The 13,664-nt window shown below is 66.2% G+C and carries 12 protein-coding genes; 4 read left to right on the forward strand and 8 right to left on the reverse strand.

The window, feature by feature from the left end; translation table 11 throughout:
- Window positions 1-5: 5 nt before the first annotated feature.
- The gene (locus tag VXM69_RS22870; protein ID WP_049028593.1) at window positions 6-683 is read right to left on the reverse strand and encodes an HAD family phosphatase; all 678 of its coding nucleotides are present in this window, start codon (window positions 681-683) and stop codon (window positions 6-8) included.
- Between the two features lie 11 nt (window positions 684-694).
- Window positions 695-1,429 (reverse strand): DnaA regulatory inactivator Hda, encoded by a 735-nt coding sequence (hda, locus tag VXM69_RS22875; RefSeq protein ID WP_034187176.1) that lies wholly within the window; start codon window positions 1,427-1,429, stop codon window positions 695-697.
- 250 nt (window positions 1,430-1,679) lie between these two features.
- On the opposite strand from hda, the gene purM reads away from it, so the two are divergent.
- Window positions 1,680-2,735 carry a phosphoribosylformylglycinamidine cyclo-ligase gene (purM, locus tag VXM69_RS22880; protein ID WP_034187177.1) on the forward strand — a complete coding sequence of 352 codons (1,056 nt, stop codon included), beginning with the start codon at window positions 1,680-1,682 and terminating at the stop codon, window positions 2,733-2,735.
- A 111-nt stretch (window positions 2,736-2,846) separates the two neighbouring features.
- Window positions 2,847-3,242, forward strand: coding sequence for an SgcJ/EcaC family oxidoreductase (locus VXM69_RS22885; protein WP_367189251.1), 396 nt, complete (start codon window positions 2,847-2,849; stop codon window positions 3,240-3,242).
- Between the two features lie 21 nt (window positions 3,243-3,263).
- Here VXM69_RS22885 and tet(64) read toward each other — a convergent pair whose 3' ends face one another.
- Window positions 3,264-4,457, reverse strand: coding sequence for a tetracycline efflux MFS transporter Tet(64) (tet(64), locus tag VXM69_RS22890; RefSeq protein WP_034187178.1), 1,194 nt, complete (start codon window positions 4,455-4,457; stop codon window positions 3,264-3,266).
- Between the two features lie 62 nt (window positions 4,458-4,519).
- On the opposite strand from tet(64), the gene tetR reads away from it, so the two are divergent.
- Window positions 4,520-5,152: a tetracycline resistance transcriptional repressor TetR gene (gene tetR / locus VXM69_RS22895; RefSeq protein ID WP_367189252.1), complete on the forward strand. Its 633-nt coding sequence runs from the start codon at window positions 4,520-4,522 to the stop codon at window positions 5,150-5,152.
- Window positions 5,153-5,157: 5 nt separating this feature from the next.
- Here the strand turns inward: tetR and miaA are convergent, their stop codons facing one another.
- Window positions 5,158-6,135, reverse strand: coding sequence for a tRNA (adenosine(37)-N6)-dimethylallyltransferase MiaA (gene miaA / locus VXM69_RS22900; RefSeq protein ID WP_367189253.1), 978 nt, complete (start codon window positions 6,133-6,135; stop codon window positions 5,158-5,160).
- Window positions 6,132-8,132 (reverse strand): DNA mismatch repair endonuclease MutL, encoded by a 2,001-nt coding sequence (mutL, locus tag VXM69_RS22905; protein WP_367189254.1) that lies wholly within the window; start codon window positions 8,130-8,132, stop codon window positions 6,132-6,134. Before mutL ends, miaA begins: the two co-directional genes overlap by 4 nt.
- A 193-nt stretch (window positions 8,133-8,325) precedes the next feature.
- Between mutL and VXM69_RS22910 the strand changes: the two genes are divergently transcribed.
- The gene (locus VXM69_RS22910; RefSeq protein ID WP_034187182.1) at window positions 8,326-9,009 is read left to right on the forward strand and encodes a DedA family protein; all 684 of its coding nucleotides are present in this window, start codon (window positions 8,326-8,328) and stop codon (window positions 9,007-9,009) included.
- A gap of 75 nt (window positions 9,010-9,084) precedes the next feature.
- On the opposite strand, the gene VXM69_RS22915 is transcribed toward VXM69_RS22910, so the two are convergent.
- The 3 genes from VXM69_RS22915 to VXM69_RS22925 all read right to left on the reverse strand — a co-directional run bounded on the left by VXM69_RS22915 (window position 9,085) and on the right by VXM69_RS22925 (window position 13,638).
- The gene (locus VXM69_RS22915; protein ID WP_034187183.1) at window positions 9,085-9,897 is read right to left on the reverse strand and encodes a mechanosensitive ion channel family protein; all 813 of its coding nucleotides are present in this window, start codon (window positions 9,895-9,897) and stop codon (window positions 9,085-9,087) included.
- A 200-nt stretch (window positions 9,898-10,097) separates the two neighbouring features.
- Entirely contained in the window at window positions 10,098-11,522 is a 1,425-nt protein-coding gene (locus VXM69_RS22920) for a mannose-1-phosphate guanylyltransferase/mannose-6-phosphate isomerase (protein WP_367189255.1), read from the reverse strand.
- An 85-nt stretch (window positions 11,523-11,607) separates the two neighbouring features.
- The gene (locus VXM69_RS22925; protein WP_367190201.1) at window positions 11,608-13,638 is read right to left on the reverse strand and encodes a capsular polysaccharide biosynthesis protein; all 2,031 of its coding nucleotides are present in this window, start codon (window positions 13,636-13,638) and stop codon (window positions 11,608-11,610) included.
- Window positions 13,639-13,664 lie beyond the last annotated feature (26 nt).

Consider the following 13,664-nt stretch of genomic DNA (forward strand, 5'->3'; position numbering starts at 1 on the left):
GACGTTCAGAAAAGATCGAGGATACGCCAGCCGCGGGTGCTTGCATGCGCACGCAGCGTGTCGTCAGGGTTGGTCGCGATCGGGTCGGTGACTTTCTCGAGCAGCGGGATGTCGTTGTGCGAGTCGCTGTAGAAATAGCTGTGCGCGAAGTCGTCCCAGTGCTTGCCGAGCGATGCGAGCCATGCTTCGGTCCGCACGATCTTGCCTTCGCGGTAGCTCGGCGTGCCGGTCGGCCGGCCCGTGTAAGGCGAGTCGGGATGCCCGTCGGTCGTCTCGACCTCGCACGCGATCAGCGTATCGACGCCGAACGCGGTCGCGATCGGGCGCGTGATGAACTCGTTGGTCGCGGTCACCACGCAGCACAGGTCGCCCGCGTCGAGATGCTTGCGCACCAGTTCGAGCGCGGCGGGCGTCATCGCGGGCCGGATCACCTCGTGCATGTACTGCTCGTGCCATTGCGCAAGCTGCGCGCGCGAATACTTCGCGAGCGGCGTGAGCATTGCCGTGAGGTACGCGTGGATGTCGAGCTTGCCGGCCTTGTAGTCGGCGAAGAACTGATCGTTCTGCCGCGAGAAGCTTTCCGCGTCGACGATGCCGAGCTTCACCATGAAGCGGCCCCATTCGTGGTCGCTATCGGTGGGGATCAGCGTGTGATCGAGGTCAAAGAGTGCCAGATTAGTCATGGAAGCGCATTTTACTCGAAGCGGTTCGGGCCCGTGCCCGGTGGTGTGATGTCGTCGCCGGGACGCGCGAGCATCCGGCGCAGCAGCGGCAGCGTGACCGCGCGTTTTTGCTCGAGCGAGAAGCGGTCGAGCGCGTCGAGCAGCGCCATCAGGCTCGGCATGTCGCGGCGGAAATGGGTCAGCAGGTAGGCGGCGATGTCGTCGGTGAGCGCGATCCCGCGCTCTTTCGCGGCGAGCTTGAGCACCGCGATCTTGCCGGCGTCGGACGGCGGCGACAGGTGGAACACGAGCCCCCAGCCGAGGCGCGTGCGGAGATCCTCGCGCACGTCGAGCGCGAGCGGCGCCGCGGGGCCCGCCGCGACGAACGCGCTCGACGGGTGCGCGCGCACTTCGTTGAACAGATTGAACAGCGCGACCTGCTGCGCGTCGCTCATCCGGTCGCAGTCGTCGATCGCGTAGATGCCGATGCGCGGGTCGAACGTGAACGCGCCGAGCGGGCTCTGCGGCGTCAGGTAGCGCGCATAGCCGTACGACGCATCGCTCACGAGCGCCTGCAGCAGGTGGGTGCGGCCGCTGCCGGGCTCGCCCCAGATATAGAACGACCGGTCCGGCACGGGGCCCGCCGCGAGCGCGAGGTCGAGCTTCTGCAGGCGCGAGATCAGCTCGTCGTTCTCCTCGTTCATGATGAAGTTGTCGAACGTGGCGGGCGGCGGCGTGCCGAGATCGAGCGTCAGTTGACGGGACACAACAGTCACAATGCAGGTCGGTTGAAAATACGCGCGCCGTACGCCGGGCGCGCCCGGGGGCTTGCGGATCCGTGGGCTTCACGCGCGGCCGCACGCACGGCGCCGCGCGGGTTTCGGCGCGGACGGCTCGGCGATGAAAACGGGGACGTGTTGACCAAGATGCAATCCCTGACGATTCGGTGCTGGGAATTCCGGCCAACGGGCCGGCTTCGGGTAAAATCGCATTTTACCGACCTTCTCGCATTCCCCCATGAATCCTCCGAAATCCGCTCCCGACGCTCAGGGTCTGTCCTATCGTGACGCAGGTGTCGACATCGACGCAGGCGACGCGCTCATCGACAAGATCAAGCCTTTTGCGAAGAAAACCCTGCGCGACGGCGTGCTCGGCGGCATCGGCGGGTTCGGCGCGCTGTTCGAAGTGCCGAAGAAGTACCAGGAGCCCGTGCTCGTGTCGGGTACCGACGGCGTGGGCACCAAGCTCAAGCTGGCGTTTCATCTGAACAAACACGACACGGTCGGCCAGGATCTGGTCGCGATGAGCGTGAACGACATCCTCGTGCAGGGCGCCGAGCCGCTGTTCTTCCTCGACTACTTCGCGTGCGGCAAGCTCGACGTCGACACGGCCGCCACGGTCGTCAAGGGCATCGCGCAGGGCTGCGAACTGTCGGGCTGCGCGCTGATCGGCGGTGAAACGGCCGAAATGCCGGGCATGTACCCGGACGGCGAATACGACCTGGCCGGCTTCGCGGTCGGTGCGGTCGAGAAGAGCAAGATCATCGACGGCAGCACGATCGCCGAAGGCGACGTGGTGCTGGGCCTCGCGTCGAGCGGCATCCATTCGAACGGTTTCTCGCTCGTGCGCAAGATCATCGAGCGCGCGAACCCCGACCTGTCGGCCGATTTCCACGGCCGCTCGCTCGCCGACGCGCTGATGGCCCCCACGCGCATCTACGTGAAGCCGCTGCTCGCGCTGATGCAGAAGCTGCCGGTGAAGGGCATGGCGCACATCACGGGCGGCGGCCTCGTCGAGAACATCCCGCGCGTGCTGCGCGAAGGCCTCACCGCCGAGCTCGACCAGAACGCCTGGCCGCTGCCGCCGCTGTTCAAGTGGCTGCAGGAGCACGGCGGTGTCGCCGATGCGGAAATGCACCGCGTGTTCAACTGCGGCATCGGCATGGCCGTGATCGTCTCGGCGGCCGATGCCGACGCGGCGATCGCCGACCTGACCGCCGCCGGCGAACAGGTGTGGAAGATCGGCACCGTGCGTGCGACCCGCGAAGGCGAGGCGCAGACGGTCGTGGTCTGACGCGCCGCCAGCAGCAGATGCCGCAAGGAAAGCCGCCCGGAGTCGATCCGGGCGGCTTTTTTTCGGGCGCCGCGCGGCATGCGGACGCGCGCCGATGAAGGAGGGACGACGATGACCGAAGACGAACATGCGATCCGCGCGCTCGTGGAAAACTGGTTCGTGTCGAGCCGGCGCGGCGATCTGGCCACCGTGCTCGACCTGATCGCCGACGACGCGATCTTCATGGTGGCCGGCAAGCCGCCGTTCGACAAGGCGGCGTTCGCGGCTGCGTCGCGCGACGCGAATGCGGGCGCCGAGCACGCGCCGACGATCGACGGCCGTTACCGGATCGACGAACTGCGCGTGATCGGCGACTGGGCGTACATGCGCAATTTCATCGAGATCGACGCGACGCCGCCGGGCGGCGACACGATTCGCCGCTCGGGCCCTACGCTGACGATCTTCCGCAAGACCGACGGCCGCTGGCAGCTCGTGCGCGACGCGAATCTCGTGACGCGCGTGCGTTGAGCGCGGCGGCGCCGCCGACGCTCAAGCGGACGGCCGCGGCGCGTTCGCCGGACGCGCGCCGGCCAGCAAGGGCGGCACCAGCAGGTAGAGCAGCGCGGCGGCGGCCCACACCAGCCCCGGCCACGTTGCGCGCGTCGCCGCATAGGTTGCGGTGACGACCAGCGGCCCCGCGACGCCGATCAGGCTCGCCACGCTCGCGAGCGTACCCTGCAGTTCGCCCTGGCGTGCATCGTCGACCTGCCGCGCGAGCATCGCCTGCAACGCCGGCAGCGTCATGCCGCCCGCCGCGAACAGCGGCAGCAGCGCGAACGGCACCCACGCGGCGGTCGCGAACGCAATCGCCACGAGCCCGAGCGCGTCGCCCGCGAGGCCCAGTGCGAGCGCGCGGCGCTCGCCGAGCCGCGCGATCAGCGGCCCGATCGCGAACGCCTGCGCAAGCGCGTGGCACGCGCCGTAGCCGGCGAGCGACAGCCCCGCGACCGGCGTCGACCAGCCGAAATGTTCCTGGCCGTACAGGATCCACAACGTCGCGGGCGCTTGCGACACGAGCGCCACGATCACGTAGATGCCGACCAGCGGCGCAAGCGCGGGCGCGCCGCTCAGCCGGCGCAGGCTCGCGAACGGGTTGAGCGCGCCGGCCGCCTGGCCTTCGCGGGCCGAACGCGGCCGCGATTCCGGCAGCGCGCGCCAGACCAGCGCGAGGTTGAGCGCATTGAGCAGCGCGGCCGCGACGAACGGCGCGCGCAGATGCAGTGCGCCGAGCAGCCCGCCGATCAACGGGCCTGCGATGAAGCCGATGCCCATCATCGCGCCGAGCTGGCCGAAGCGCCGGGCGCGGTCGGGTTCGGCCGTCACGTCGGTTACGTAGGCGGTCGCGACCGCGACGTTCGCGCCGGTGATGCCCGCGATCAGCCGCCCGACGTAAAGCCAGGCGAGCGTCGGCGCGAGCGCCATCAGCAGATAGTCGAGCGCGGCGCCCGCGAGCGACGCGAGCAGTACCGGGCGGCGGCCAAAACGGTCGCTCAGCGCGCCGAGCAGCGGCGCGCACAGGAACTGCGCGAACGCGTACAGCGCGAGCAGGATCCCGTAGTGGGTATCGATGCCGCCCGCGCCGGCGAGCGCGCGCAGCAGCCCGGGCAGGATCGGCATCACGATTCCGACGCCGATCGCGTCGAGCAAAACCGTGGCCAGGATGGCAATCAGGGATGGATTCAAGAAGGTCACTCTATCGATGATAGAGTGGTGATTATTCCATAGTTTCCTTATCGGTGATAGAGATGAAGGACACAGGGGCGCGACTGACGCGCGACACGGTATTGCGCGCGGCGCTCGACTTGCTGGACGAAGTGGGGATCGATGGCCTGTCGACGCGGCGGCTCGCCGAGCGGCTTGGCGTGCAGTCGCCGACGCTGTACTGGCATTTCAGGAACAAGGCCGAACTGCTCGACGCGATGGCGGAGGCGATCATGCTCGAGCGCCACGACGCGTCGCTGCCGCGGCCGGGCGACGCGTGGGATGCGTGGCTTCTCGACAACGCGCGCAGTTTTCGCCACGCGCTGCTGGCCTATCGCGACGGCGCGCGCCTGCATGCCGGGACGCGGCCGCGGGCGCTGCATTTCAGCTCGATCGAACGCAAGGTCGCGCTGCTCGGCGAAGCGGGTTTCGCGCCAGAGGAGGCGGTCGACGTGATGTATGCGCTGGGCCGCTTCGTGGTCGGATGGGTGCTGGAGGAGCAGGCGCAACCGGACGGCGACGCCGAGGCGCCGCTGCCGGATGCGGCCGAGTATCCGCTGCTCGCGAAGGGATGGGCCGCGCTGCGCCAACGCAGCGGCGACGAGGCGTTCGAGCGCGGCATCGCGTGGCTCGTCGACGGCGCCCGTGCGCGGCTCGCGGCGCGCCGGGCCGGCTGACACGTTCAGTTGCCCGGCGTGCCGCCGTCGAGGACGCGTTCGAGCGCGTCGAGCGCGCGGGCCGTCGAATCCGGCGCGATGCAGTCGACGACGATCCGCTCCGGCATCGCGCGCAGCCACGTGATCTGGCGCTTGCAGAGCTGGCGCGTCGCGAAAATGCCCTTGTCGCGCATCGTCCGGTAGTCGGTATCGCCGTCGAGGAATTCCCACGCCTGCCGGTAGCCGACGCAGCGCATCGACGGCAGGTCGGGATGGAGATCGTCGCGGCGGCGCAACCGTTCGACTTCGTCGATGAAGCCCGCCTCGAGCATCGCGTCGAAGCGCTGCGCGATCCGTGCGTGCAGCACCGCGCGATCCGACGGTTCGAGCGCGACCGGCACGAAGCGGTACGCGGCCGCCGCATCGTCCGTGCGGCGCGGCGCGGCGAGCAGCACCGACATCGGCTGCCCGCTCAGCATGAAGATTTCGAGCGCACGCTGGATCCGCTGCGAATCGTTCGGCGCGAGCCGCGCGGCCGTGTCGGGATCGACCTGCGCAAGCCGCGCATGCAGCGCGGGCCAGCCGTCGCGTGCGGCGTCGGCGTCGAGCCGGGCGCGCACGTCCGGATCGGCGCCGGGCAGGTCGTTGAGCCCCTGCGTCAGCGCCTTGTAGTACAGCATCGTGCCGCCCGCGAGCAGCGGCGTGCGGCCGCGCGCGACGATCTCGCCGATCAGGCGCAGCGTGTCCGCGCGGAATTCCGCGGCCGAATACGCGTCGGCCGGGTCGATGATGTCGATCAGGTGGTGCGGCACGCTCGCGCGTTCTTCGCGCGACGGTTTCGCGGTGCCGATGTCCATGTCGCGGTAGACGAGCGCCGAATCGACGCTGACGATCTCGATCGGGCGACGCGCGGCGAGCGCCAGCGCCGCGGCCGTCTTGCCCGAGGCGGTAGGGCCGAGCAGGCAGGCGATCGTCGTTGGAGCGGGGTGCAGCGTAGCGCTCATTGGCCGCGCATGAAGAGACGGTCGAGATCGTTCAGCGTGAGCTGATACCAGGTCGGCCGGCCGTGATTGCACTGGTCCGCGCGCTCGGTCGCCTCCATCTGGCGCAGCAGCGCGTTCATCTCGTCGAGCGTCAGCCGCCGGTTCGCGCGCACCGCGTGATGGCATGCGAGCGTGCCGAGCAGCTCGTGCTGCCGCTCGGTGAGCACGCGCGAGCCGCCGAACGCGTGCAGGTCGGCGAGCACCGCGCGGGCGAGCGACTGCAGGTCGGCGTCCTTCAGCAGCGCCGGCACCGCGCGGATCGCGAGCGTCGTCGGCGATAGCACCGCCAGGTCGAAGCCGAGCGATTCGAGCGTGTCGCGTTCTTCCTCGACCGTGCCGATCTCGACCGGCGTGGCCGTCATCGAGATCGGCAGCAGCAGCGACTGCACGGCGACCGTGCGGTCGGCGAGCGCGTTCTTGAACTGTTCGTACAGGATCCGCTCGTGCGCCGCGTGCATGTCGACGATCACGAGGCCGTACGCGTTCTGCGCGAGCACGTAGATGCCGTGGATCTGGCCGAGCGCGAAGCCGAGCGGCTGCTCGTCGTGCGGGGTGGCGGCGATCGGCGAGGCGGCGAAGCCCGGCAAGGGCGCGACGGGTGCGCCGGCCGAATCGCGTGCGAGGGTCGTCGTGCCGTCCGGCGTGCCGGCGCCGGTGTCCTTGCGGCCGAACAGCGCGTCGTAGAGCGCCAGCGGCTGCGCGACGGGCAGCGTGCCCTGCGTCATGCGCGCCTGGCGCATCCAGGTGTTGCCTGACGACGAGGACGACGGCGACGAGAAGCCACCGCCGCCGCTGCCGGCGCCGCCGCCCGTCGCGTGGCCCTGGTTCTGCCCGAGCGGCGTGTCCAGGAACGACGACGGCCCGCGTGGCGCGGCCTCGAGATGCGCGGCATGGCCGCCCGCCGTGGTTTCCGGCGACGCGCCCGCATGACGCGCGAGCGCCCGCTGGACCGCATGGAACACGTACTGGTGGATCGAGCGCGAATCGCGGAAGCGCACCTCGATCTTGGACGGATGCACGTTTACGTCGACGGCCTCGGGCGGCAGGTCGAGGAACAGCACGTACGACGGGTAGCGGTCGCCGTGCAGCACGTCCTCGTAGGCCGCGCGCACCGCGTGCGTCAGCAGCTTGTCGCGCACGAAACGGCCGTTGACGAAGAAATACTGCTGGTCGGCGCGCCCGCGGCTGGCGGTCGGCAGCCCGGCGCAACCGTAGACGGCGAGCGGGCCCGCCTGCTCGTCGAGCGGCAGGTGCGCGGTCGCGAAACCGTCGCCGAGGATCTTCGCGACGCGCTGCGCGGGCTCGGTCGCATTCCAGTGCTCGACGGCCTTGCCGTTGTGCAGCACCGAGATCGCGACGTCCGGCCGCGCGAGCGCCGCGCGGCGGATCATTTCCAGGCAGTGGCCGAATTCGGTCTGCTCGCTCTTCAGGAACTTGCGCCGCGCCGGCGTGTTGAAGTACAGCTCGCGCACCTCGATCGTCGTGCCGGTCGAGCCGGCGGCAGGCGACAGCACGCCCGTCTGCGCGTCGATCTTCATCGCGTGCGCGGCATCGGCCGTCCGGCTCGTGATCGACATCTCGGCCACCGACGCGATCGACGCGAGCGCTTCGCCGCGAAAACCCAGCGTCGCGACGGCTTCGAGCTCCTCGAGCGAGCGGATCTTGCTGGTCGCGTGGCGCATCAGCGCGAGCGCCAGCTCGTCGGGCGGAATTCCGCAACCGTCGTCGGTGATCGAGATGCGCTTCACGCCGCCTTCTTCCAGCACGATGCGCAGCGACGTCGCGCCGGCGTCCATCGCGTTCTCGAGCAGCTCCTTGACGACCGACGCCGGGCGTTCGACGACCTCGCCGGCGGCGATCTGGCTGATCAGCTGGTCGGGCAGGGGCTGGATCGCGCGCAGCGGGCGCGGAGCGGGGGCGGGCGCGGCGCCCGCGGCCGTTTCGGTGATATCGGACATGGCCGAATTATAGCGAGGCTGCGCCCGCGTGCCGGGGCGGCGATCCGTTACGTTTTTTCACGGAGCCTTAAGGTAGTTTCGGTATCATGGCTCCACTGCGCGCGCCGCCTTGGCTGGCGGGCGCTTCTGCCATGTCTGGTCCCTTCCGGTCCCTTCCGGCCGCTGCGGCCCTATCGCCTTCGAGGAATCGCATTTGGATACGCTGCTTCATTTCGTCAATCTTGTCCTGCATATCGACGCTTTCCTCGGCGATTTCATCCGGCAGTACGGCGCGTGGGTCTATCTCGTGCTGTTCCTGATCGTGTTCTGCGAGACGGGGCTCGTCGTGTTCCCGTTCCTGCCTGGCGATTCGCTGCTGTTCATCGGCGGTGCGTTCGCGGCGACGGGCGAAATGAACGTCGGCCTGTTGATCGTGCTGCTGCTCGTCGCGGCGATTTCCGGCAACACCGTAAACTACCTGATCGGCCGCTGGGTCGGCCCGAAGGTGTTCAATACGCACATCCCGGTGCTCGAACGCTTCCTCGACCGCGCCGCGCTGCAGAAGACCCACTCGTTCTACGACAAGCACGGCGGCAAGACGATCGTGCTCGCGCGTTTCATCCCGGTCGTGCGCACGTTCGCGCCGTTCGTTGCGGGCGCGTCGTCGATGAGCGCCGCGCGCTTCCAGCTCTTCAACGTGATCGGTGCGCTGGTGTGGGTGCTGCTGCTCGTGCTGCTCGGTTATTTCTTCGGCAACATCCCGTTCATCCGCCAGTACCTGAACGTGATCGTGCTGGTCGGGATCGGCGCGGCGATCGTGCCGGTCGCGCTCGGCGCCGTGTGGAAGCTGGTGCGCGGGAAGCAGTCGGACAATGCGCAGAAGACGGGCGGGCGCTGAGCGCGCGTTTGCCGTTTCTTCTGGGCAATAAAAAAGCGTGGCCGGTGCCACGCTTTTTTTCGTCCGTCGATGCCGTTACGCGTTGCGATGCGCGACCGGCGTTTCGGGCGTCGGGTATTGCGCGTCGCGGAACGTCTCGAGGATCACGCGGTTGGTGTCGCAGTACACCTGCCAGTAGTGCTCGGGTGCCGTGGACGGGCGTACGAACAGCAACGGGCCTTCCGGCGTGAACTGCAGCACGCCGACGTCCGGCGCCGGGTTGGTCAGCACGTTCGGGATCTGCTGGATCGACGATTTCAGGCGGTTGATCGCGTCGACGGCGTCGACGCTGTTCGCGATCTTCGCGGTCAGGTCGACGCGGCGGTGCGACGTCGCGCTGTAGTTCGCGATGTTGTCCGAGAAGATCTTGTTGTTGCCGACGATCGTGACGATGTTGTCGGGCGTGATGATCGTCGTGCCGAACAGGCCGAGTTCCTTCACGGTGCCCGTGACGCCGCCCGCGCTGATCACGTCGCCGATCTTGAACGGACGCAGCACCTGCATGAACACGCCGGCGGCGAAATGCGCGAGCAGGCCGCCCCAGGCCGTGCCGATCGCGAGGCCGAGGCCGGCGAGCAGCGCGGCGAACGAGGTGGTCTGCACGCCGAAGATCTGCAGGATCGCGAGGATCAGCAGGATCGTCAGCAACACGCCGACGACGGAGGTCAGGTAGTCGGTGAGCGTCGGGTCGACCTTGCCGCTGCGGCGGACGACCTTGCCGAGCAGGCGGGTACCGATGCGGATCGCCCAGCGGCCGACGAACCACAAGACGATGGCCGCGAGGAGGTTTAGGCCGAAGTCGAGGCCGCGGGTCATCAGGAATTGCTGGGCGGTGGCGAGATCGATCATGCGTTCTCCGAAGTCAAGGGTAGAAAGGGCGGCGCATGCACCGGAATGGGTGGCGCTTTTATAACCTGAGCGGGGAGCGGCGGGCAACCTGTCTTACGTTGCTTGACGAAATGAAAGATGGGCAGGACGCGTGTGCGTGCTGCCCGTCGGGTGCATCGGATCGACGCCGGTTGCGGCGCACGACCCGGATGTTGCCGCGCTTACTTCGCTGCGCGGCCGTAGGTGTCTTCGAAGCGGACGATGTCGTCCTCGCCGAGATATGCGCCCGACTGGACTTCGATCAGTTCGAGCGGGATCTTGCCGGGGTTCGTCAGCCGATGGGTCGCGCCGAGCGGGATGTAGGTCGACTGGTTCTCGGTCAGCATGATCTCCTTGTCGCCGTTCGTGACCATCGCCGTACCCTTTACGACGATCCAGTGTTCGGCGCGGTGGTGGTGCATCTGAAGGCTGAGCTGTGCGCCCGGGTTCACGATGATGCGCTTGACCTGGAAGCGGTCGCCCTGGTCGATGCCTTCGTACGAACCCCACGGGCGGACGACACGGCGGTGCGTGACCGATTCGTGGCGGCCGGACGCATTCAGCCACTCGACGATTTTCTTCACGTCCTGGGTCTTGTCACGATGGGCGACCAGCACGGCATCGGCGGTTTCCACGATCACAATGTTGTCGAGGCCGATCGCGGCGACCATCCGGTGTTCCGCGCGGATATACGAATTCTTCACCGAGTCGGTGAAGATGTCGCCGATTAGCGCGTTGCCGTGCTCGTCGCTGTCAGCGATGTCCGCGAGTGCGCTCCACGATCCGATGTCGTTCCAGCCGAGGTCGGCCGCCGCGACAACAGCGGCGCGCTCGGTCTTTTCCATCACTGCATAGTCGATCGAGACGTTCGGGCACGCTGCGAACGCTTCGGCGTCGAGACGGAGGAAGTCGTTGTCGCGCTTGGCCGATTCGAATGCGAGTTCTGCCTGGCGGGCGATTTCCGGTGCATGGCGATGGAGTTCCTCCATGTACGTGGACGCCTTCAGCATGAACATGCCGCTGTTCCAGTAGTAGTTGCCGTCGCTCAGGAAGCGTGCGGCGGTGGGGGCGTCGGGTTTTTCGACGAATGCGTCGACCTGAAAAGCCGAAACGCCGTCGGCGACGGGTAAGCCGCGACGGATATAGCCATAACCGGTATGTGGTTCGGCTGGTTTGATGCCGAAGGTGACGAGATGTCCCTGCTTGGCGATCGATGCCGCTTCTGCGGTTGTCGCTACAAAGGCGGCTTCGTTCTGGATGACATGGTCGGACGGAAGCACTAGCAGCAGTGCATCGGGATTGCTCTGTTGTGCCAGCAGAGCGGCGATTGCTATCGCCGGTGCAGTGTTGCGAGCGATCGGCTCCAGCACGATCGAGGATGGTGCGACACCGATCTGTCGAAGTTGTTCCGCGACCAAGAAGCGTTGCTCATTGTTCGTGACGACGATCGGGTCAATAGCGTCCGGCATGTTGCGCAGACGTAGCGCCGTTTGCTGCACGAGCGTACTGTTACCCGTGAGCTTCAGGTACTGTTTGGGATAGCCGCCGCGTGACATCGGCCAGAGCCGAGTGCCGCTGCCACCGCATAGGATGACCGGATAAATCATAGGATACCTCGAGTTGAAATACCTCTGATATCAGTTTTCGACTGGCATAGAGGAAAGGGTGAAATGCGAAATCGTTGAAAGTCCTTTATGTCGGCCTGCGCCACCTTGGTTGAGAATTGTTGGCGGGGTGGTGCCGGCAATGCCATAGCGCATGCCGAAGCACGTTGCGGCTCCATCGTGCTGCTTTGACGAACAGGCGCTTGCGGTCCTTGCGGATTTCGCCAAGAGGGCGATTGGCCATATGCGATAGCCGCAGGACGACTGCTTCTGGGCTGGTGAATAGTGCGAGATCCCAGTCCCAATAGATTGGATACCGGAGCAATACGCCGGCTGTCAGCATGTCGAGCGTCAGCGTTCGGGCTCTCCAAGGTTGGGGTAGCGCGTCGTGGGTTAGTCCCCAGCCAGCATAGAACGGTAGTCCATAGGTATAGACTTTTTTACCACGCAACAGTGCTTCGAAGCCCGTCAATGAAGACAGTGTATGGACTTCGTCTACTGCGTTGATGAGCGATACGAGGTCTGCCCGGTCGTCGACGATGTCAGCGAGTTTCACGCCGTCGATGACACCGGGCCTATTTCCGGACATCACGTCAGGGTGCGGCTTATAGACGATGAACGCATCGGGATAGCGCGAGCGCACTTCCTGAAGCAAAGCCTCGGTCGTTGTGATACTTCCGGTTCCCAGCCGGATTGAAGCGTCATCCGCAACTTGACCGGAAACCAATGCAATGCGTCGTCCAGAGGGGGCGTGCCAGACGGGCGCGCGCCTGCCAAGATTGTATTTGGTCAGCCCGGATCGCACGATAGCGTGGCGTAACGCTGCCGCGCGCTCGAGTTCCCGTTCGTCAAACTGCGCTGTATTGAGTATCGCGGTCAAGTCGCTTGGCCGGGTGGCATCGAAGTAGATTCCCTGAAAATCGAGTACCTGACTATATGGCGCCGACATGTCCGAGCCGAGACCTGCCGAATGTAGAAAGCCGTCTTCTATACGAATCACGCGCGTGTCGGCGGGAAGGCCGTCTGCAGTGCGGCCACCCCAAACGGCGGCGGTCTCGTCAGAGCCGACGTCACGAGTTTTTCCAACCCAACGCAAGTTGCAGCCGCCTGCACGCAGGTAAGGAGTGGCGTATGAGCGTTTCCACCATTGAAAGCGCAATGCGGCGATCGCCGTCAAGTTGGCGAAGCGGGCGGCGACAGAATGCTGCAGGGCGATACTATCCAGCGTCGCTTCCAGCGAACCAGGCTGGCCGGTAGTCGGGTCGAGATAACGAGCAAGCTGTCTAAACACTACGTTGAAGAACGTGTTGCGCGTAGGGCGTGCCGTACGTTCGGGCATCACCTCATAGTCTTGGGTGAGACCCCAACCTGCATAATAAGGAGTTCCAAAGACGTAAGTTGGAACGCCTGCCAACAGAGCGGCCACTCCTTCCGAGGCACCGACGACATACACTGCATCTATCCGGCCGAGCATTTCGTATAGTGAGTGGTCGACTTCGAGTAAGGTCGTATTCGGAGGCAGTGTCGTCTGGCTTGACAGCCAGGTGCCGCGGCCGGAGTCTGCCGACCTCAGTAGCCAGAATTGCGCATCAGGATGCGAGTGGCTCGCATGGGCCACCATTTCCGTGAATGCCGCTCTTCGAGAGACACGCGACGTACAGTAGTCAATGTGAGTAGTTGCGCGCTCATCCAGCAAAACGACTCTCGAGGTGGCACATAGGTCGTGCCACTGTTTCGGCAGTGGGGTGACGCGATGACGGATATGGAGAGCATCCGTTGCGAGAACGCGGGCGATCGCATCCTCTAGATACTCTTTTGGCCCGGCATCGGAGGAGCGCAAAAGCTGCGACTCCAGTGCGGCAACGAGTCCGCCGCGAGAGAGGCAATCACCCGGACACGCGAACCACGAAAGCGGCGGTACATGTTGCTTGCGGTGTCCAAGTATCGGTCCGGGGTAGGTCGCTTGCATGGCGGCTCCGACGGCGAGTGCCGAGCGCGCCGCAATACGACCCACAAGCGTGTCTACCCAGATCAACGGCGACCTACCGGTCATCCATCCGATCAACCGTCTGCCGCGAACTATCGAACGCACATCGAATTCGCGATCGGCCGCCGACATGGAGGAGGAGTGTGACGGGGGCATCA

Origin of the sequence: Burkholderia sp. Ed8, assembly GCF_040761425.1 — a bacterium.
Classification (GTDB): domain Bacteria; phylum Pseudomonadota; class Gammaproteobacteria; order Burkholderiales; family Burkholderiaceae; genus Burkholderia; species Burkholderia seminalis.